The organism is Pseudoalteromonas sp. OF5H-5, from assembly GCF_021530695.1.
GTDB lineage: Bacteria > Pseudomonadota > Gammaproteobacteria > Enterobacterales > Alteromonadaceae > Pseudoalteromonas.
Window position 1 is genome coordinate 562,629 of sequence record NZ_JAKGBF010000001.1, and the last position, 19,829, is coordinate 582,457.

A 19,829-nucleotide genomic window follows, 5' to 3' on the forward strand; every position below is an offset into this window, starting at 1 on the left:
TACGCAAAGATGGATGAATTCGTTTATTTTAAAAAAAAATACAAAAAAACAGAACTTTTTATTCAGTACTAAGTCAGAGTAGCTGTGAATGATGGCAACTAGATACGATTTAGAAAAGCAAAAAGAGGAGTACCGGCTCGAATGAGCGAGCAGGATTTAGATCTAGATATAGTTAAACGCGTTCAACAGGGAGATAAAAACGCATTCAACCTGTTAGTTGCCAAGTATCAAAATAAAGTCGCAGCGCTGATTTCTCGTTATGTAGCGAATCAAGGCGATGTGGCAGATGTGGCACAGGAAACGTTCATTAAAGCTTATCGAGCGTTGCCTAACTTTAGGGGCGAGAGCGCATTTTATACTTGGTTGTATAGAATCGCGGTTAACTGTTCAAAAAATTATTTGGTGGCACTTGGTCGAAAGCCGCCAGCAAACGACGTAGATGCGGAAGAAGCCGAGTTTTATGATGGTGCAGACCAATTAAGATCGAACGCTTCACCGGAAAATCTATTGTTAAGCGACGAAGTGAAAGCAGTGATTTTCAAAACTATCGAGCGCTTGCCTGACGATTTAAAAACCGCAATTACTTTGCGTGAAATCGAAGGTATGAGCTACGAGGAAATAGCTGTCATTATGGATTGTCCGGTTGGTACAGTTCGTTCGAGAATTTTTCGCGCAAGGGAAGCGATAGATAACAATTTGAACCCATTAATAGGTGAGTCTTAATATGGCACAAGCTGAAAAACAAGTGACAGAAGATTTAACGACATCGCAAATTTTTGACGGTGATCTGTCACTCAACGCTGAAACTGATGTTCGTTTAGACGAACAAAAGTTTGCTCGGTATGCCTTGATTGGTGATGTAATGCGTAGTCAAAAGCAAGACACACCTTGCATTGATATCACCAGCAGCTTTGCAGCGGCACTTGAACAAGAGCAAACGTATAGTGATCCGGCCGTTGGGCAAGTGAAAGAAACGACGCCGAAGAGCAATGTGATTGAGCTAAGTGCATGGCGTAAGCCGTTTGCACAAGTGGCTATCGCGGCAAGTGTGTCATTGTTTGCTGTGCTTGGGGTTAATACGTTAAGCACTGACGCGACTTTACCTGCGGGCGATACGTTACAGTTGCAATCAACTCCTTTTGCCGGAGGCGTTTCTCCTGTAAGCTTATCAACTGAGCCTGCGCTTGAATCAGCGGCTAAAGGCATTAGAGAGTTACAGCAGCAACGTATTGGTGCATTGGTGCTAGAGCATCAAAGACAGTCACGTATGGCGTATGCGCTGCAGCAATCTGGTGAAAACAACACCGCTAAAAAGCAAGAGGAAAAAGAGCAATAAATGAGAGCACTGTTAGTTGTAGTAAGTGTATTTTTCTCTAGTTGGCTGTGGGCAAATGAAAGCGTATCAGCCAAACAACTGCTAAAAGACATGGCCGAAGCGGTGCATCATAGAAACTTTGATGCATCGTTTGTCGTGGTGAAAGGAAAATCTATGGAGCCTTACCGTTGGCTTCATGGTAACCAAGATGGGACTGAATTTGAGCTTTTAAGTTTGCTCAATGGCGCTGGACTTGAAATGATCCGCATTGGTGACAAAGTAACTTATTTTGAACCAAAGTCTGAGCCTTACACCATCCAAACAGATTCGATAGCAGGTCCAATTCCCGAAGTTTTATTCAAAAATATCGACAGCCTCAAAGAAAGCTATGATTTTGTCTTAGGTGGTAAAGGTCGGATCGTTGACAGACCTGCTCAGCTTGTCAGGTTAGAAGCAAAGGACGACGCTAAATACAACTATTGGTTGTGGATCGATACCGAGTCATCTCTGTTGCTAAAATCCGCTTACGTAAACCAACAAGGCGAGTTGTTAGAACAGCTTCAGCTTACCCATATCAGAGTGACTGAAACCCCTGCTGAACAATTGTTAGAACTTTCCCAAAAACAGTTTCCTGAAGCCGTATCTGGGTTGTTGAAGACACTTGAGAATGGCACAAAAAACAATTGGCAAATTGGTTGGTTACCTCAGGGCTTTGAGCTGCTAAAATCTGACAGACATAAGTTAGATTTAAACAATGAGCTGGCAGACTACTACTTGTTTTCCGACGGCCTTGTCGATATTTCGGTATTTGTACAACGTCCTTTACCGGGCCAGCGCCCAAGTGGAGCGCTTTCGTCAGGTGCGACAACGGTGTACGTACACAACACAGGTGCGTTTGACGTATCTGTAGTTGGAAATATTCCAGCAATGACCGCAAAAGCAATCGCTGAGTCTGTGAAAAGACCTTTATGATAGAACAAACTCTGACAGTTGCCGCCATAAAAGGCGCAACTGTCTACTTAGAAGCACAGCCAAAGCCCGCCTGTGAAGGTTGTAACGGCAAATGCGGCTCCCAAGTATTCGCCAAACTCTTTGGCACCCACAAAAAACAATTCCCTGTAGATTTGACGGAATCTGTCGAAATTGGCCAAAAAATTAAGTTGGCATTAGACGACTCTAATGTGGTGAAACATGCGTTTTATGTTTACATGATGCCATTACTTTTTGCTTTTGCCGGCATGTTTATCGCAGCCCTCGTACTTGGTCTCAATGAACCTTTGCAGATACTTATTGCATTTACGAGTGCAGCACTCGGTTTATTTTTCGCCAGAGTCCAAGGGGATAAACTCAAACATCAGGTAAAAGTGATAAAAATTTACCCAATTAGCCTACCAATAACGCAAATAGATGGTGATTGTACTAAATAAAATGTAAAATCGAGGCCTTAATCTCTATTTGTGACTAACAGAAGTATTGAATCCAGTATATGAAGCATATCCGTAACTTTTCTATTATTGCCCACATTGACCATGGAAAATCGACGCTATCAGACCGCTTAATCCAAGTTTGTGGAGGTTTAACAGACCGCGAAATGCAGCAGCAGGTACTGGATTCGATGGACATCGAACGTGAGCGCGGCATTACCATCAAAGCACAGAGTGTAACGCTTAACTATCAAGCAAAAGATGGTGAAACCTACCAGCTAAACTTTATCGACACACCGGGACACGTTGACTTCACTTATGAAGTTTCACGCTCTCTAGCCGCTTGTGAAGGTGCGCTATTGGTTGTTGATGCGGGTCAAGGTGTAGAAGCACAAACACTAGCGAACTGTTACACCGCACTTGAGATGGACTTGGAAGTTATTCCGGTTCTGAACAAAATTGACTTACCACAGGCTGATCCACTTCGCGTTGCCGAAGAAATTGAAGATATCGTTGGTATTGAAGCATTAGAAGCAGTTCGTTGTAGTGCGAAAACGGGGATCGGCATTGATGAAGTGCTCGAAGTGATCGTACGTGATATTCCACCGCCAGAAGGTGAGCCAAATGCGCCACTACAGGCACTGATTATCGATTCATGGTTTGACCCGTACCAAGGCGTAGTGTCATTGGTGCGTATTAAAAACGGTGAATTAAGAGCGGGCGAAAAGATTAAGATCATGTCTACAGAGCAAGCTCACCAAGTAGATAAGGTTGGTATCTTTACTCCTAAGCAGACTAATACCGGGGTGTTGAAAACAGGTGAAGTAGGTTTTGTTATCGCAGGTATCAAAGACATCCATGGTGCACCAGTTGGTGATACCATTACCATGGCTCGTGATTCTGCAACAGACCGTTTGCCTGGTTTCCAAAAGGTGAAGCCTCAGGTATACGCGGGAATGTTCCCAATTTCATCTGATGACTATGAAAACTTCCGCGATGCGCTTAATAAATTGAGCCTCAACGATGCATCACTATTCTTCGAGCCTGAAAACTCAACAGCACTAGGCTTTGGTTTCCGTTGTGGTTTCTTAGGTATGCTCCATATGGAGATTATTCAAGAGCGCCTTGAACGTGAATACGACATGGATCTGATCACCACAGCTCCAACGGTAATTTATGAAGTAGAAACAAAGCACGGTGTGGTGAGAATCGATAATCCGTCTGATTTACCGCCAGTAAACGACATTATTGAAATTCGTGAACCAATCGTTGAAGCAAATATTCTCGTTCCGCAAGAATATTTAGGAAACGTGATCACGCTGTGTGTTGAAAAGCGTGGTATGCAGACCAAGATGACCTATCACGGTAAGCAAGTTGCGTTAACCTATGAACTGCCGATGTCGGAAGTGGTAATGGACTTCTTTGATAAGTTGAAGTCTACCAGCCGTGGTTTTGCATCACTCGATTACAACTTCAAGCGTTTTGAAGCATCAGACATGGTGCGTGTGGATATTCTGATCAATGGTGACCGCGTTGATGCGCTTGCAATAATTGTTCACCGCGATGGTTCACAAACGCGTGGCCGTCAGTTAGCTGAAGCGCTGAGAGAATTGATCCCTCGCCAAATGTTTGATATTGCTATTCAAGCTGCAATTGGTAATCACGTCATTGCGCGTAGTACAGTTAAGCAGTTACGTAAAAACGTAATCGCAAAATGTTATGGTGGTGACGTGAGCCGTAAGAAAAAGCTACTGCAAAAGCAAAAAGAAGGTAAGAAGCGTATGAAGCAACTTGGTAACGTTGAAGTGCCACAAGACGCATTCTTAGCAATATTGAAAGTAGGTAAGTAACAGGAAATACAAATGGCAGGTTATTTTTCAATTTTATTGGTGCTACTCACGGTCGGTTCAGGCCTTATTTGGTTGATCGATCATTTGGTGTATGCACCAAAAAGACAAGCTAGGCTTGCTATTGCGCAAGGTGCGTCTGACACTCAGTTGGATGCCGACATCATTGCGGAAATCGCACCTGAACCTGCCATTGTTGAAAACGCGAAATCAATTTTTCCTATGATTGCCGCAATCACGATTTTCCGTTCGTTTATTTTTGAACCGTTTCAAATTCCATCCGGCTCAATGATGCCAACCTTATTGGATGGCGATTTTATTCTCGTGGAAAAATATGCTTACGGGATTAAAGACCCAGTGTGGCGTAGCAAAATCGTTGAAACGGGTACCCCTGAGCGCGGTGATATTGCGGTGTTCAAGTTTCCGCTAGATGAGAGAATTGACTTCATCAAACGTATTGTTGGTTTACCGGGCGACCATATTGTTTATCGCAATCGTCAGCTTTACATTAAACCTAAGTGTGAAGACGGGCAGAGCGAAGCAAACGGGTTGACGTGTGGCGAATATAACAAGATTGATGTAGACATTGTAAATCGTGACGAGTTTACGCAAGGTCCAATGCAGTTAGTGCGTCTAACCGAGCATTTGCCAAACGTAGAACATGATATTTTAATTAATCCTGAAGTGTTAGAGTTAACAGATCGCTACTATCAACAACCAGGTACTCGCCGCGATGAGTGGGTAGTACCAGAGGGAAGTTATTTTGCGATGGGTGATAACCGTAATAACAGCCAAGATAGTCGTATGTGGGGTTTTGTACCTGATGAAAACTTGGTTGGAAGAGCGGTATTTATTTGGTTAAGTTTTGATTTTGATAATGGCCCAGACAGCATTTTGCCAGGGTGGGTTCCAACTGGTGTTCGTTTTGAACGCCTAGGTAGTATTCAGTAAAAATGAAAAGAAACGTAGAAGAACTTTATAATAAAATAGGGTACAACTTCTCTGATAAGGCGCTGCTTGAGCAGGCTTTGACGCATCGCAGTCACAAAGGCCAGCACAACGAGCGTCTCGAATTTTTGGGCGACTCTATTTTAAGCTTTGTGATTGCAAATGCTTTGTATCACAAGTTTCCAAAAGCGCGTGAAGGTGATTTAAGCCGCATGCGTTCAACGTTAGTGCGTGGTCAAACGCTGGCGGAATTCGGTGTGGAATTCGCGCTTGGTGATTATCTGCGCCTAGGTCCAGGTGAGCTGAAGAGCGGCGGGTTTCGCCGTGAGTCAACGCTCGCAGATGCAGTAGAGGCCATAATTGGTGCCGTTTTCTTAGACTCTGACATCGACGTGTGTAGAGATTTGGTACTAAGTTGGTACGAATCACGCTTAACTGCGATTTCACCTGGTCATAACCAAAAAGACCCGAAGACGCTGCTGCAGGAGTATCTACAAGCTCGAAAATTACCTTTACCGGGCTACACTGTAATAGATACCAAAGGGCAAGCTCACAACCAAACATTCACGGTCGAATGTATAGTGGAAGGGATGGAAAGTATAATTTCAGTAGGCAGCTCGCGACGTAAAGCTGAGCAAAAAGCTGCCGAAAAAGCGCTTAAGATATTAAAGAATGACGCTTGATACACATTGCGGCATGATTGCCATTGTCGGTAGACCTAATGTAGGTAAATCGACACTATTAAATAAATTGGTTGAGCAAAAGGTAAGTATTACCTCGCGTAAACCTCAAACTACTCGTCACCGCATCATGGGGATCCATACAGAGGGTAACTATCAGGCGGTGTACGTTGATACGCCAGGACTTCATATTGAAGAAAAGCGTGCAATTAACCGCTTAATGAACCGAGCAGCATCAAGCTCAATCGGCGATGTTGAACTGGTTATTTTTGTCGTAGAAGGGACGCATTGGACGCCTGATGACGAAATGGTACTGGCTAAAGTTAAAGACAGTGGTCGTCCTATCTTGGTGGTGATGAATAAAACCGATCAGGTAAAAGATAAAGACTTGTTGATGCCACATATTCAGTGGTTGAGTGAACAGGGGGATTTTATCGGGATCGTACCTATCTCTGCGAAGCAAGGTAAGAACGTTGAAATGATCAGAGAAGAAGTGCACAAGCGTTTGCCTGCGTGTGAATTCTATTTCCCTGAAGATTATGTTACCGATCGTTCAATGCGTTTTATGGCGGCAGAGATCGTGCGTGAAAAGTTGATGCGCTTTATGGGCGATGAGTTACCGTACTCGGTGACGGTAGAGATCGAACAGTTTAAGTGGCAAGACAACGGCGTTTGGCAGATCAACGCGTTGATCCTTGTTGAGCGCGAATCGCAAAAACGCATGGTGATCGGCAACAAAGGCGAAAAGCTCAAAGTTATCGGTCGCGAAGCGCGTAAAGATCTTGAGAACATGCTAGACAACAAAGTCTATCTCGAATGCTGGGTTAAAGTGAAATCTGGCTGGGCAGACGACGAACGTGCTCTTCGTAGCTTAGGGTACGGAGAAGACTGATTGGATAGCGACTTTCGACAGGCCTATCTGTTACATCGCAGACCTTACAGCGATTCTCAGGTACTGCTTGACGTGCTGGTCGAAGGCGTTGGACAACTTAAAATGCTTGCCCGAGTCAAGGGCAAGCAATCCCTCAAACATAATGCCCAGCTGCGGCCATTTTCATTACTTTTACTGCAATATGCAGGCAGATACGATTTTAAATACCTAAACCGTTTTGAACCCACAGATAATCAAATCCAACTCGTTGGGCGGCAGTTATATTGTGGTTTGTATCTCAATGAATTAACGCAACGCGTGGTACCAACCAACGAACCGCTAGAGCAGATCTTTGCGCTCTATCAGCTACATTTAATGCGTTTGGCCCAAGATGAAGATGTGGAACCTATCTTACGTAGCTTTGAGTTGCAATTGTTAGGTGAGCTGGGTTTCGGGGTGGAACTGGAATTTGACGCTGAAGGTAATCCAGTGCGGCCAAAAGCCACGTATAAGTACGTATCTGAGTACGGTTTTATTGCAGTCGGTCGTGAACCTGATACGATACCGGGCAGTATGTTATTGGCCATTGCCAATCAAGATTTCCAAGACCTTGCCGTGAGAAGGGCGGCTAAGCTATTAACACGAAAATTAATGGCACCGCTGGTTGGTAAGCAAGGGCTGAAAAGTAGAGAACTATTTATTTCAAAGAAATAATACCAATTTAATCAAAAGTATAAATCGATAAATTGGTATCGCAGTAATAAGTGGGTGATCCACTTGCTACGTCATATTATCAAGGGATAAACGATGAAAGATATTTTACTTGGCGTCAACGTAGACCATATTGCAACGCTTCGTCAGGCGCGTGGCACTAGCTATCCTGATCCAGCACATGCAGCTGCAGTAGCTGAGCACGCAGGTGCCGACGGCATTACTATTCACTTACGTGAAGACCGTCGCCACATTCAAGATCGCGATGTTTACGTGATGGCAAAAACCATCCAAACACGTATGAATCTAGAAATCGCAGTAACTGACGAAATGCTCGACATTGCTTGCGAAGTAAAACCTGAATATGTTTGCCTAGTGCCAGAAAAGCGCGAAGAGTTAACCACGGAAGGTGGCTTAGACGTTGCGGGTAATCTTGATAGGATCACAGCGGCAACTCAGCGCCTAGCTGATGCGGGTATTAAAGTAAGCTTGTTCATCGACGCGGATAAAAAGCAGCTAGATGCCGCAAAGCAAAGCGGTGCGCCTTACATTGAAATCCACACTGGTGCTTATGCTGATGCTGAGAACGACATCGAAATGAGCGCTGAGCTTGAACGCATTCGTGAAGGCGTTCAGTATGCTCATGGCCTAGGTCTTATCGTTAACGCTGGTCATGGTTTGCATTACCATAACGTTAAACCGATTGCACAAATGCCAGAAATCTACGAACTTAACATTGGTCATGCCATTATTGCTCGAGCGGCAATTGATGGGCTGGAAAAGGCAGTACGAGATATGAAGCGTTTGATGTTAGAGGCGAGACAAGCATAACGTTTAGTGGTAAAGAAAACGAAAGGGCTGTGTAGCCCTTTCTTTTTGCCTTGTAATCGAGTTAATACAGTTGGTATCAAAATGAAAAAAATGGTGTTGGTCTTTGCAAGTTGTGCCCTTGCACCACAACTTAGCGAAGCGACAGAGAACAACGAATTTGAAATCATCACTACTACGGCATCCAGATTGGCTGAGACGGCAGGAGAGCGTCCTGTAAGCCTCTCTTTGCTAACAGAAGCTCAATTAGATGATACAGGCGTCACGCATATCGAAAAGGCGTTGAGGCTCGTTGCTGGCGCAAATGTACAACATGGTAATGGTCAAGAGTATCTACCTGCATTGCGCTCACAAGTGCTCTCTGGTGCAGGCGCATGTGGCGGCATTTTAATGGCTGAAGATGGTATTGCACTCAGAGCCGCAGGCTTTTGTAATATCAATGAACTCTTTGAATCGCACTTTGAAGCGGCTGATCGTATAGAAGTGCTAAAAGGGCCAAACAGCGTATTGTATGGCTCTAATGCGGTGCATGGAGTGGTTAATGTGATTACTTCAAACAGCATTCAAAAGACACCTAGGATTGCATTAGATATCGGCTCCTATGGTTATAGCCGAACTCGGATACAAGCTGGCGATAAAGCCCTTGGCTTGGGCGCAGCGTTAACCCTTACAAAAGATACGGGTTATCGTGAGGATGAAAGCGTTGAGCAACAAAAGTTGAGCGTCAAACACCAATATGAAGGTGAGAAGGTTGGTGTCGTATCTGGAATGACATACACCCACTTAGATCAGCAAACTGCGGGTTATGTAACCGGAGTGGACAGCTATAAAAATAAGCAATTGGCAAAGCAAAACGAAAACCCTGAAGCATTTAGAAAGGCAGAGTCATTTAGAGCTTGGACAGAAGTAACCGGGCACTTTGATGATAGTAACACCGTACTGATAAAACCTTATGTACGCTGGCAAGAGATGGAATTTGTTAAGCATTTCTTGCCGGGTAAGCCGTTTGAAGAAAATGGTCAAACTGGTGTGGGGCTGCAAACGCTTATACACACTGAATTAAGTGACTCAATACAACTAGATTGGGGAATGGATGCGGAATATACCCAAGGCGAGATGTTGCAGTATCAGCCTACGCCGACTGAAGGCTCTGCATTTTTGGGCTTAACTATTCCTACAGGAAAGCATTACGACTATGAAGTAGATGCAAGGCAACTCGCGCCTTTTGCAAATCTCAGTTGGCGACAGGGTAACTGGTTAGTTGAACTGGGCGGTCGTTTTGAGTCAATGAAGTACGATTATCGCAACTTTTTGCCTACTGGGCGCACCAAAGAAGATGGCTCGGTGTGTGCAATGGGAGGATGTCGTTATAGTCGCCCAGCCAGTGGCAGAGATAGCTTTGCTTATTTTTCACCAAAATTTGGCCTAAGCTATGCGTTCACTGAGCGACATATTGCCTATGCTAACGTGTCTCAAGGCTATCGCGCACCACAAACTGCCGAGCTTTACCAATTGCAGCGAGAGCAGGTAAAAGCATCGCTAGAGGAAGAAAAGGCGGACAATATCGAGCTTGGCCTAAAAGGGAGTGCAGATAGTCTTGGCTATCAGGTCGCGATTTATGACATGGAAAAAGAAAATTTGATCTTCCGAGATAGTGACTTTTTCTATATCAACGATGGTCGCTCAAGACACCGAGGTGTGGAGTTGGAGCTGAGTTATTCATTCTTAGCACATTGGCAACTAGATCTCGCCGCAACGCGTGCTAAGCATACCTATGAACAAGATAATATTCTTGGTGGCATCAATATTAACGGCAACGATCTAGATTCAGCACCAAGGAGCGTCATTAACGCCCAATTACACTGGCAAGCACGGGATAATCTCAGTTGGTCTTTAGCTTGGCACCATGTAGGAGAGTATTTTACTGACCCCGAAAATCTTCATCGTTATTCTGGTCACGATTTACTGAGCTTACGAGGAAAGTGGCAGGTAAATCCGCATTTGGCGTTGACGATGAGAGTGAAAAATCTAACCGACGAACGTTATGCTGAGCGTGCCGATTACACTTCATTTAGTGGTGACAGGTACTTTCCGGGAAGACCAAGAAACATTCTAGTGTCACTGGACTACCGCTGGTAATACATGAATAAGGGAGCAGAAAGCTCCCTTTGTGAAACTATCGTGATATTTAGTCGTCTAGTGAGCGAAGTAGTGCATTGATCCCAACTTTTTCGCGGGTTTGCTGATCTACTTTTTTCACAATAATTGCTGCATACAGGCTATGAGAGCCATCTTTACTTGGTAGCGATCCTGGTACTACCACTGCACCGGCTGGTACGCGGCCATAATGGGTTTCGCCTGTTTCACGGTCGTAAATACGAGTACTTTGTGAAATATAGACACCCATGGAGATAACCGCGCCTTCTTCAACAATCACACCTTCTACGATTTCAGAACGTGCGCCGATAAAACAGTTGTCTTCAATAATCGTTGGATTGGCTTGTAGCGGCTCTAAAACGCCACCAATGCCCACACCACCAGATAGATGTACGTTTTTACCGATCTGTGCACACGAGCCTACGGTCGCCCAAGTGTCTACCATAGTGCCTTCATCAACATATGCACCAATATTAACGTAAGACGGCATAAGTACCACGTTCTTACCGACAAAGCTGCCTTGACGCGCTACCGCGTTTGGTACTACGCGCATACCACCTTGTTGGAACTGCTCTGGCGTATACTCTGAGAATTTTAATGGTACCTTGTCGTAAAACTGGTTAACGCCATCGTTCATTGGTTGGTTGTCACGAATTCTAAAAGACAGGAGTACCGCCTTTTTCAACCATTGATGTACAACCCACTCACCACTAATTTTTTCAGCAACACGCGCTGCACCTGAATCTAGCATTTCCAATGCGTTGACAATCGCTTGTTTTACTTCGTCTGATACCGTGGTTGGAGTAATGGTATCGCGGTTTTCCCACGCGGTTTCAATAGTCGTTTTTAAATCAGACATAAATTCCTCGTTAATCTGTTTCAGCATTTAATTTTTTGAGTAGGGCGCGATGAAGCTCTGCTTTTTGTACTTCATCTAGAGCCTTGTAATCTTTGTTTGAGACGACGAAAAAGTCTTCTGCGCGTTCGCCGACGGTTGTAATGCGCGCGGCATGAATATGTAGTGAATAGGCCTGAAATACCTCAGCAATTTTAGTCAGTAACCCCGGAATATCAATGGCCTGAATTTCAATAAGGCTACGGTTTGCTCTAGCATGAGGGCGCAAGATAATTTTTGGCCTAATATTAAAATCTTTAAACTTCTGTGAGCGATTCTTTTTGACTCTGATTTTCTTTTTTGGGTCTTTTAAGAGCGTCTCTAAGCCTCTCCTGATCCCCGCTGCACGACTGGTGCTGAGTGGGTCGCCATTCACTTCTAGGATAACAAAACTAAAGACAACATAGCCATCTTTTGTGGTCATGACCTGAGCATGCTGGATCTGTGCTTTTTTAGAACCAATTACACTGACTAGTTTGGCGAATAGCGCCGACTCATAAGGACTGTATACGAATACTTGCGTCCCGCCATGCATGGGCTTGTTAGAGACGATCACGCTTGGCTGACTTAAATCATCAGACTGTAATAAGTGCTCAGTATGCCAAGAGATCTGCTGTTCACTAAAGGCAGTAAAATAATTGGCCTTAAAGCGTGACCAAATAAGGTCAATGTACTCTTCGAAGTAGCCCAAATTAATCAGTCGTTGCTTGGCTTGGCGTTTCTTATCACGGATCTGGTCGCGCATATCCATTGGGTTTTCAAGACCCAAGCGCAATGCCCGTTGAGTATGTAGATATAGCTCGCGTAAGAGGGTGTTTTTCCAGTCGTTCCAGAGGTTGTCGTTGGTGGCACGAATGTCGGCAACCGTTAAGCAATAGAGATAATCTAGCTGACGTTCGTTTTTCACTTTTTGTGCAAATTCTGCAATAACATCGGGGTCGTTAATATCTTTACGCTGGGCTGTGACAGACATCAGGAGGTGATTTTGCACCAGCCAAGCTACCAATTTAGCGTCGGAAGCGGTAAAACCGTGCATTTTGGTAAATGCCATGGCGTCAACGGCACCAAGCTCGGAATGGTCGCCACCTCGACCTTTGGCAATATCGTGAAAGATCCCAGCCAAGTAGAGTAGCTCTGGTTTGTCCATGCGGGCAACAATCTCAGAACAAATCGGGAATTCACTAATATGCTCTTTATCGAAATAGCGGTAGATGTTATTGATGAGTTTATGGGTATGCTCATCTACCGTGTAGGCGTGAAACAGATCGAACTGCATTTGTCCAAAAATATTACGCCACTGCGGTAAATAGGCAGCGATGATCCCGTGTTTGTGCATCAGAGTAAACGCTCGTCCCATGCCATTAGGGTGTTTCAATAACCTTAAAAAAGCGTCACGACAGCCTGCGTAATCTTGCAAATCGCCTAATAAACGGCGTCTGACTTGGCGCATAGTACGTATGGTACTGGGGTCAATCTGATTAATTTTAGGGTTGTCTGCAATATGTTCAAAGAGGACAAACAAATTCTCTCGACGGAAAAAGACCGAGGGGTTTTTAACGCGAATTTTATTGCCAATACGCTCAAAGTTTCTGTCAAGTGGCACGGCTTCTTGTTCCAACTGCTCAGGAAGAATACTTTGTTCGAAATAGGAAAGCAGCATCTGGTTCATTTCGCGCACTCGGCTCATGATCCTAAATAAGCGTTTCATCATACGCTCGACCGAGGCTTTACCTTCAGAGCCAAAACCGAGGAGCTCTGCGGCATGTGGTTGATGGTCAAACAGTAAGCGGTTCTCACTGCGACCAGCGGCTAAGTGCAGCGCAAAGCGAATGTTCCACAGGTTTTCGATGCACTCTAACAGCTCTTGATATTCTTCATGGGTCAAATAACCGTGATTGATTAACTCTTCCAAAGTTTCAGCGCGGAAGTGTTTTTTAGCGACCCAAAAAATGGTTTGCAGGTCGCGCAGGCCACCGGGGTTTTCTTTAATATTAGGCTCAAGGTTGTAGGCGGTACCATGGCATTTTTTATGGCGAATATTCTGCTCATTGACCTTAGCGATAAAAAAGTCACTAGATTGCCAAATTGGGGTTTCAACAATATGTCGTTTGAGGCGTTCATATTCAATATGGTTACCACAAATGAGGCGGCTTTCCAGCAGGCTTGTGGCAAAGTGAACGTCATTTTGTTTTTGTTCTAGGACTTGTTCATGGGTTCTTACGCTATGACCAATATCTAGACCTAAGTCCCATAAATAAGTGACAAAACGCTCTAAGCAGCTGGTCACTTCTTCACAGGGAACGGATTTGGTCAGCACCAAAAAATCGATATCAGAGAACGGGTGTAACTCACCACGGCCATAACCACCAATGGCGATTAACGACAAGTCTGGTTGGTGCGCTAGCCCAGTTTCATTAAACAATTTAATCAACAATCGATCGATAAATTCGGCTCGAGAGTTAATTAGATTTCTAACGGGTTGCTTGGCAAATTGATTGCTTAACCATTTGTAGAAAAAAGCAAGACAATCACGGTAATCGGTAAGTTCTTGTGCTTCGTCAAGAAGCGTCTTCACTTTGTTCGGTAATGCCACTTAGGATCCTGTGTCATGCGCGCAAAAACAGTAGAGTCCTGTTTTACACTAAATAAATAAGAATTGCGAGTGACGAGGAGGTGAAGGGTCAAGGATTGGACAACTATCATCGTGTGTAACTGATATCTAAACCAAGGGGGGCTGTAATCGCTGTTGTGTGAGTTTTGCAATAAAAAAGCCAGCAATCTGGCTGGCTTTGATAAATGCTTTTTGCAATTAAGCTGAATGCGTAATAACGCGGTCTATCGTTTCGTCATTGCGCAGCGTTAAGATCTCAACGCCATTATCTGTGACAAGCAGCGTGTGTTCCCACTGCGCCGAAAGACTACGGTCTTTGGTAACGACAGTCCAATCATCTTTTAGTAGCTTACATTGGCGCTTACCGGCGTTAACCATAGGCTCGATAGTCAAACACATGCCAGCTTTGAGCACTTCGCCAGTACCTGGTTTGCCGTAGTGCATTACTTGTGGCTCTTCATGGAATTCTTTACCAATACCGTGACCACAATATTCACGCACGATAGAGTAGTTAAAGCCTTCTGCATACTTTTGAATTGCAGCGCCAATATCACCCAAACGCACGCCCGGTTTTACCATTTTTATCGCAAGGTATAGGCTTTCTTGCGTGATCTCGCTTAAGCGCTTACCTTGGATCGTTGGTGTACCGACGTAAAACATTTTTGACGTATCACCATGATACCCATCTTTGATCACAGTGATGTCGATATTGATAATGTCGCCTTCTTTTAGCGGTTTATCGTTCGGGATTCCGTGACAGATAACGTGGTTAACTGAGGTACAAATAGACTTCGGAAAGCCGTGATAATTTAGCGGTGCAGGAATGGCACCTTGCTCATCAACAATGTAGTTGTGACAAATGGTGTTTAATTCGTCGGTGGTCACCCCTGGCTTAACATACGGCTCGATCATTTCCAGTACTTCCGCGGCTAAACGCCCGGCAACACGCATTTTTTCGATTTCTTCAGGGGTTTTGATCACAGCACTCATTTAGACTCCAAGTCAATTTAGATGAACATTTATTATGCACAAATTTTACGCATAAGATTGAGTTAATTCTTTATATATGGTATAAAGCGCGCCGTCTTTTTACAAATAATTCTTCCTCACACGATGAGAATGAATGTTTGTAGTTAAGACAACACACTTATTAATATTAACACACACACATATCGACACATACACTTGGGTGCATGCAGTTATAAAAACTTCGTGTTGGTGCTATGGGATATGTGGAGGCCTAACCCTAACTTTTAGAGGAAATATACAATGGCAAACGTTTCAATGCGCGATATGCTTCAAGCTGGTGTTCACTTCGGTCACCAAGCACGTTACTGGAACCCTAAGATGAAGCCGTTCATCTTCGGTGCACGTAACCGCGTTCATATCATCAACCTAGAAAAAACTGTTCCTATGTTCAACGATGCTCTTAAGTTCTTACAGAACGTAGCATCTAACAAAGGCAAAATCCTTTTCGTAGGTACTAAGCGCGCTGCAAGCGAAGCAGTTAAAGAAGCGGCTATCCAAAGTGAGCAGTTCTACGTAAATCACCGTTGGTTAGGTGGTATGTTGACTAACTGGAAAACAGTTCGTCAATCAATCAAGCGTCTTAAAGAGCTTGAGACTCAAAGCCAAGACGGTACTTTCGAGAAGCTTACTAAGAAAGAAGCGCTAATGCTTACTCGTGAAATGCAAAAGCTTGAAAAAGGCCTTGGCGGTATCAAAGATATGGGCGGTCTTCCTGACGCTATCTTCGTTATCGACGCTGACCACGAGCACATCGCTATCCGTGAAGCTAACAACCTAGGTATCCCAGTAGTATCTGTTGTTGATACTAACTCTAACCCAGATGGTGTTGATTTCATCATCCCTGGTAACGACGACGCTATCCGTGCAATCCAGCTATACACTGGTGCAGTAGCGACTGCTATCACTGAAGGTCGTGAAAGCAACATCGTTGCTCAAGCAGAAAACGACGACTTCGTTGAAGCTGAGTAATTACCTGATTAGGTATTAGCTGTCATCAAGTCTTCATCAAATTATTGATGAAGACTTGATATTCTTTATAAGCGATTAACTGCTTATCCCGTTGTTTGCCAAGCAGACCTTGAAAGATAACGGATTTTTATCAAATTGAGGCGAGCTGTACTTGATTTGATATTCAGCCAACCTAAGGTTGGTTTTATCAAGAACTGAATTCAGATTTGAGGATATTCTAATGGCTGTAACTGCTGCCCTAGTAAAAGAACTTCGTGACCGCACTGGCGCTGGTATGATGGATTGTAAAAAAGCACTGACAGAAACTGGCGGTGATATCGATCAAGCAATCGAAAACATGCGCAAAAGTGGTGCTGCTAAAGCTGCTAAAAAAGCAGGCAACATCGCTGCTGAAGGTACAATCATCATCAAGCAAGGCGAAGGTTTTGCTGCACTAGTAGAAGTTAACTGTCAAACTGACTTCGTAGCAAAAGATGCAAGCTTCCTTGCATTTGCTAACGAAATTGCTGACGCAGCTGTAGCTGAGCAACTAACTATCGAAGACTTACAAGCTAAGTTTGAAGAGACTCGTGTTGCACTAGTAGCTAAAATCGGTGAGAACATGAACATCCGTCGTGTTTCTTACATCCAAGGTGACAAGCTAGTTGCTTACCGTCACGGCGAGCGTATCGGTGTTGTTGTAGCTGGTGATGCTGACGAAGAAACACTTAAGCACGTTGCAATGCACGTTGCTGCTTCTAAGCCAGACTACCTAAACCCAGAAGACGTACCTGCTGAAGTAGTTGAAAAAGAAAAAGCGGTTCAAGTTGAAATCGCAATGAACGAAGGTAAGCCAGCTGAAATCGCTGAGAAAATGGTTGTTGGTCGTATGAAGAAGTTCACTGGTGAGATCTCTCTTACTGGTCAAGCTTTCATCATGGAACCTAAGAAATCAGTGGGTGACTACCTTAAAGAGAAGAATGCATCTGTTTCTTCATTCGTTCGCCTAGAGGTAGGTGAAGGTATCGAGAAGAAAGAAGAAGATTTCGCAGCAGAAGTTGCAGCACAAATCGCTGCAGCAAAAGGCCAGTAATCACTTATTGTGATGCCTAATGACGTAAAAGCTGACATTAGCTTTGCGTCATTGCTGAAAATTCTCTAAAATAACCGCGCATTTATGTCTAGCATAAGCGCGGTTATTTTTTACCTCACTTTTAATTGGCCCGGATATTATGACTATCAATAAAAAACCTGTTTTTAGACGCGTTCTTTTAAAGCTTAGTGGTGAAGCTTTAATGGGAGATGAAGGCTTTGGTATCGATCCAAAAGTATTGGATCGTATGGCACAAGAAATCAAAGAGTTAGTAGAGCTCGACGTAGAAGTGGGTTTGGTTATCGGTGGCGGTAACTTCTTACGTGGTGGTTCACTTGCAGAAGCGGGCATGAACCGAGTGGTGGGCGACCACATGGGCATGCTGGCGACCGTCATGAATGGCCTTGCGATGCGTGATGCGCTGCACCGTGCTTTTGTAAACGCACGTTTGATGTCTGCTATCCCGCTAAATGGTGTGTGTGATGCGTACAATTGGGCAGAAGCAATTAGCCTATTAAAATCTGGCCGTGTTGTTATTTTCTCAGCAGGTACGGGCAATCCTTTCTTTACTACAGACTCAGCAGCATGTTTGCGCGGTATAGAGATTGAAGCGGATACCGTGATTAAAGCCACTAAGGTTGAAGGGGTATTTAGTGACGATCCGGTGAAAAACCCAGATGCTACGCTATACCGCACGTTGACTTACAACGAAGTGATCGATAAAGAATTGAAAGTGATGGATTTAGCTGCATTTACATTGGCACGTGACCACAATATGCCAATCAGCGTATTCAACATGAATAAACCGGGTGCATTGAAAAATGTCATCATGGGTGAAGAGGAAGGTACCCTTATCTCTTCTCAAGCAGCAGAATAATCTGACGACTATTTCAGCAACTCGCAGTTAAGTAGCGAATCTCTAAATTGCGAGTATAATCTGGCATAACAAGAACAGACTAGGAAAGTATTGTGATCGAAGATATTAAAAAAGACGCTCAAGAGCGCATGAAAAAAAGTGTGGCGGCACTTGGAAGCCAGCTTTCTAAAATCCGCACAGGTCGTGCACACCCAGCACTACTAGATGGTATCTCTGTTTCATACTACGGTGCAGATACACCGCTAAACCAAGTAGCAAACGTAACGACGGAAGACTCTCGTACGCTGGCTATCAGCGTATTCGACAAGTCACTTGCACAAGCGGTAGAAAAAGCAATCATGTCTTCTGACTTAGGTCTAAACCCAATGTCAGCAGGTACCGTGATCCGTGTTCCACTTCCTCCACTAACTGAAGAGCGTCGTAAAGATCTCATCAAGATCGTACGTGGTGAGGTTGAAGGTGGTCGTGTTGCAGTACGTAACATTCGCCGTGATGCAAACGGTGATATTAAATCATTGCTAAAAGACAAAGAAATTTCTGAAGACGAAGCGCGTCAAGCTGAAGATGATATCCAAAAACTGACTGACAAGTTCATCAAAGAAATGGATACTCAACTAAGCGCGAAAGAAGCAGAGTTGATGGAAATCTAAATGTCTTTATCCTAGCGTTTATATTTACGCACTGTTTACGTATTGCAGAAAATTCTGCTTTGTTTCTGAGCAGTTAGGTTTTTTTGGGCTAGGTACACTGACAAATTTATTAGGTTTGAAGCGCCGCCTAAGGTATACTAGGCGGCGTTTTTTTTCACTTAAATTGGAATTATGGTTTTAAAAGCAGAGGTTATTTCGCAGCAATCATTGCCAAAACATGTTGCGATAATAATGGATGGCAACGGTCGTTGGGCTCAAGCTCGCAGGCGTCCACGCGCCTTCGGACACAAGAAGGGCGTAGATTCTGTTCGTAGTGCTGTACAATTCTGTTCCAAGTTAGGTATAGAGTCTCTGACGCTATTTGCCTTTAGTAGTGAAAACTGGCGTAGGCCAGAAGATGAAGTCAGCACGTTAATGGAATTATTTATTTATGTGCTGACTAAAGAAGTTAAAAAATTACATAAGAACAACGTAAAGCTAACCATTATTGGCGAACTTTCTCGTTTTCCTGACAGCCTCCAAAAGCGTGTTCATGAAGCTCAAACATTGACCCAGGACAATACAGGGCTTAACTTAAACATTGCAGCAAATTACGGTGGACGTTGGGATATCACACAGGCAGCACAACACCTCGCAAAACAAGTTGCAGCGGGTGAATTGCAACCAAGTGATATAACCGAAGATGCCTTGACAGAGCAGATGACGATGGCCGATCAAGCGAATCTCGACTTGCTGATCAGAACGGGAGGCGACTTCCGCATCAGTAACTTCTTGCTATGGCAAGCTGCGTATGCCGAACTCTATTTTACCGACACGCTTTGGCCTGATTTTGACGAGCAAGCATTCTCTGAAGCCATTGCTTGTTACGTGTCTAGAGAGCGACGCTTCGGATGCACAGGAGAGCAGATAAAGCAGCTCCTCGCAGAGAAAGACGCAACAAGTTAA

The 19,829-nt window shown here is 44.1% G+C and carries 19 protein-coding genes; 16 read left to right on the top strand and 3 right to left on the bottom strand.

The genetic code is table 11. The features are described 5' to 3' along the window. Window positions 1–141 precede the first annotated feature (141 nt). The 11 genes from rpoE to L1271_RS02665 all read left to right on the top strand — a co-directional run bounded on the left by rpoE (window position 142) and on the right by L1271_RS02665 (window position 10,763). Window positions 142–723 carry an RNA polymerase sigma factor RpoE gene (gene rpoE / locus L1271_RS02615; RefSeq protein ID WP_010371267.1) on the top strand — a complete coding sequence of 194 codons (582 nt, stop codon included), beginning with the start codon at window positions 142–144 and terminating at the stop codon, window positions 721–723. Between the two features lies 1 nt (window position 724). Continuing rightward, complete coding sequence (locus tag L1271_RS02620; protein WP_102057119.1) at window positions 725–1,336, top strand: sigma-E factor negative regulatory protein; 612 nt, start codon at window positions 725–727, stop codon at window positions 1,334–1,336. Next, entirely contained in the window at window positions 1,337–2,287 is a 951-nt protein-coding gene (locus L1271_RS02625) for a MucB/RseB C-terminal domain-containing protein (protein WP_010606760.1), read from the top strand. It begins immediately after the preceding gene. Continuing rightward, complete coding sequence (locus L1271_RS02630; protein ID WP_010606761.1) at window positions 2,284–2,742, top strand: SoxR reducing system RseC family protein; 459 nt, start codon at window positions 2,284–2,286, stop codon at window positions 2,740–2,742. The genes L1271_RS02625 and L1271_RS02630 overlap by 4 nt, the downstream gene beginning before the upstream one ends. Window positions 2,743–2,801: 59 nt before the next feature. Further along, window positions 2,802–4,589, top strand: coding sequence for a translation elongation factor 4 (lepA, locus tag L1271_RS02635; RefSeq protein WP_235366679.1), 1,788 nt, complete (start codon window positions 2,802–2,804; stop codon window positions 4,587–4,589). Window positions 4,590–4,601: 12 nt separating this feature from the next. After that, window positions 4,602–5,537, top strand: coding sequence for a signal peptidase I (gene lepB / locus L1271_RS02640; protein WP_010371286.1), 936 nt, complete (start codon window positions 4,602–4,604; stop codon window positions 5,535–5,537). A gap of 2 nt (window positions 5,538–5,539) precedes the next feature. Further along, the gene (gene rnc, locus L1271_RS02645; RefSeq protein ID WP_010371291.1) at window positions 5,540–6,217 is read left to right on the top strand and encodes a ribonuclease III; all 678 of its coding nucleotides are present in this window, start codon (window positions 5,540–5,542) and stop codon (window positions 6,215–6,217) included. Continuing rightward, window positions 6,207–7,106 carry a GTPase Era gene (gene era, locus L1271_RS02650; protein ID WP_211866560.1) on the top strand — a complete coding sequence of 300 codons (900 nt, stop codon included), beginning with the start codon at window positions 6,207–6,209 and terminating at the stop codon, window positions 7,104–7,106. Before rnc ends, era begins: the two co-directional genes overlap by 11 nt. After that, a complete protein-coding gene (gene recO / locus L1271_RS02655) occupies window positions 7,107–7,799 on the top strand; it encodes a DNA repair protein RecO (protein ID WP_235366680.1) in 693 nt (230 codons plus the stop codon). Window positions 7,800–7,892: 93 nt separating this feature from the next. Continuing rightward, entirely contained in the window at window positions 7,893–8,627 is a 735-nt protein-coding gene (gene pdxJ, locus L1271_RS02660; RefSeq protein ID WP_010606764.1) for a pyridoxine 5'-phosphate synthase, read from the top strand. A gap of 81 nt (window positions 8,628–8,708) precedes the next feature. Continuing rightward, the gene (locus tag L1271_RS02665) at window positions 8,709–10,763 is read left to right on the top strand and encodes a TonB-dependent receptor (RefSeq protein WP_235366681.1); all 2,055 of its coding nucleotides are present in this window, start codon (window positions 8,709–8,711) and stop codon (window positions 10,761–10,763) included. Window positions 10,764–10,812: 49 nt separating this feature from the next. Here L1271_RS02665 and dapD read toward each other — a convergent pair whose 3' ends face one another. From dapD to map, 3 genes are all read right to left on the bottom strand, one after another. Beyond that, window positions 10,813–11,640, bottom strand: coding sequence for a 2,3,4,5-tetrahydropyridine-2,6-dicarboxylate N-succinyltransferase (dapD, locus tag L1271_RS02670; RefSeq protein ID WP_235366682.1), 828 nt, complete (start codon window positions 11,638–11,640; stop codon window positions 10,813–10,815). A gap of 10 nt (window positions 11,641–11,650) precedes the next feature. After that, on the bottom strand, window positions 11,651–14,269 hold the full coding sequence (gene glnD, locus L1271_RS02675) for a [protein-PII] uridylyltransferase (protein WP_102057114.1): 2,619 nt from the start codon (window positions 14,267–14,269) through the stop codon (window positions 11,651–11,653). 216 nt (window positions 14,270–14,485) lie between these two features. Then, window positions 14,486–15,277, bottom strand: a complete 792-nt coding sequence (gene map, locus L1271_RS02680) for a type I methionyl aminopeptidase (protein WP_010606768.1) — start codon at window positions 15,275–15,277, stop codon at window positions 14,486–14,488. Window positions 15,278–15,556: 279 nt separating this feature from the next. Between map and rpsB the strand changes: the two genes are divergently transcribed. The 5 genes from rpsB (at window position 15,557) to L1271_RS02705 (ending at window position 19,829) form a co-directional block, all read left to right on the top strand. Beyond that, window positions 15,557–16,285, top strand: a complete 729-nt coding sequence (gene rpsB, locus L1271_RS02685; protein WP_010371318.1) for a 30S ribosomal protein S2 — start codon at window positions 15,557–15,559, stop codon at window positions 16,283–16,285. Between the two features lie 220 nt (window positions 16,286–16,505). Then, complete coding sequence (tsf, locus tag L1271_RS02690) at window positions 16,506–17,357, top strand: translation elongation factor Ts (protein WP_102057110.1); 852 nt, start codon at window positions 16,506–16,508, stop codon at window positions 17,355–17,357. A gap of 139 nt (window positions 17,358–17,496) precedes the next feature. After that, window positions 17,497–18,234, top strand: a complete 738-nt coding sequence (pyrH, locus tag L1271_RS02695) for a UMP kinase (protein WP_010371324.1) — start codon at window positions 17,497–17,499, stop codon at window positions 18,232–18,234. A 92-nt stretch (window positions 18,235–18,326) separates the two neighbouring features. Further along, window positions 18,327–18,884: a ribosome recycling factor gene (gene frr / locus L1271_RS02700; RefSeq protein ID WP_010371327.1), complete on the top strand. Its 558-nt coding sequence runs from the start codon at window positions 18,327–18,329 to the stop codon at window positions 18,882–18,884. A gap of 171 nt (window positions 18,885–19,055) precedes the next feature. Further along, a complete protein-coding gene (locus tag L1271_RS02705; RefSeq protein WP_010606771.1) occupies window positions 19,056–19,829 on the top strand; it encodes an isoprenyl transferase in 774 nt (257 codons plus the stop codon).

Coding starts and splice junctions, on each gene's coding strand:
- dapD (WP_235366682.1), bottom strand. CDS start 11,640: ATGTCTGATTTAAAAACGACTATTGAAACCGCGTGGGAAAACCGCGAT.
- map (WP_010606768.1), bottom strand. CDS start 15,277: ATGAGTGCTGTGATCAAAACCCCTGAAGAAATCGAAAAAATGCGTGTT.
- L1271_RS02705 (WP_010606771.1), top strand. CDS start 19,056: ATGGTTTTAAAAGCAGAGGTTATTTCGCAGCAATCATTGCCAAAACAT.
- rpsB (WP_010371318.1), top strand. CDS start 15,557: ATGGCAAACGTTTCAATGCGCGATATGCTTCAAGCTGGTGTTCACTTC.
- L1271_RS02665 (WP_235366681.1), top strand. CDS start 8,709: ATGAAAAAAATGGTGTTGGTCTTTGCAAGTTGTGCCCTTGCACCACAA.
- rpoE (WP_010371267.1), top strand. CDS start 142: ATGAGCGAGCAGGATTTAGATCTAGATATAGTTAAACGCGTTCAACAG.
- L1271_RS02625 (WP_010606760.1), top strand. CDS start 1,337: ATGAGAGCACTGTTAGTTGTAGTAAGTGTATTTTTCTCTAGTTGGCTG.
- pdxJ (WP_010606764.1), top strand. CDS start 7,893: ATGAAAGATATTTTACTTGGCGTCAACGTAGACCATATTGCAACGCTT.
- tsf (WP_102057110.1), top strand. CDS start 16,506: ATGGCTGTAACTGCTGCCCTAGTAAAAGAACTTCGTGACCGCACTGGC.
- lepA (WP_235366679.1), top strand. CDS start 2,802: ATGAAGCATATCCGTAACTTTTCTATTATTGCCCACATTGACCATGGA.
- L1271_RS02620 (WP_102057119.1), top strand. CDS start 725: ATGGCACAAGCTGAAAAACAAGTGACAGAAGATTTAACGACATCGCAA.
- L1271_RS02630 (WP_010606761.1), top strand. CDS start 2,284: ATGATAGAACAAACTCTGACAGTTGCCGCCATAAAAGGCGCAACTGTC.
- lepB (WP_010371286.1), top strand. CDS start 4,602: ATGGCAGGTTATTTTTCAATTTTATTGGTGCTACTCACGGTCGGTTCA.
- pyrH (WP_010371324.1), top strand. CDS start 17,497: ATGACTATCAATAAAAAACCTGTTTTTAGACGCGTTCTTTTAAAGCTT.
- rnc (WP_010371291.1), top strand. CDS start 5,540: ATGAAAAGAAACGTAGAAGAACTTTATAATAAAATAGGGTACAACTTC.
- era (WP_211866560.1), top strand. CDS start 6,207: ATGACGCTTGATACACATTGCGGCATGATTGCCATTGTCGGTAGACCT.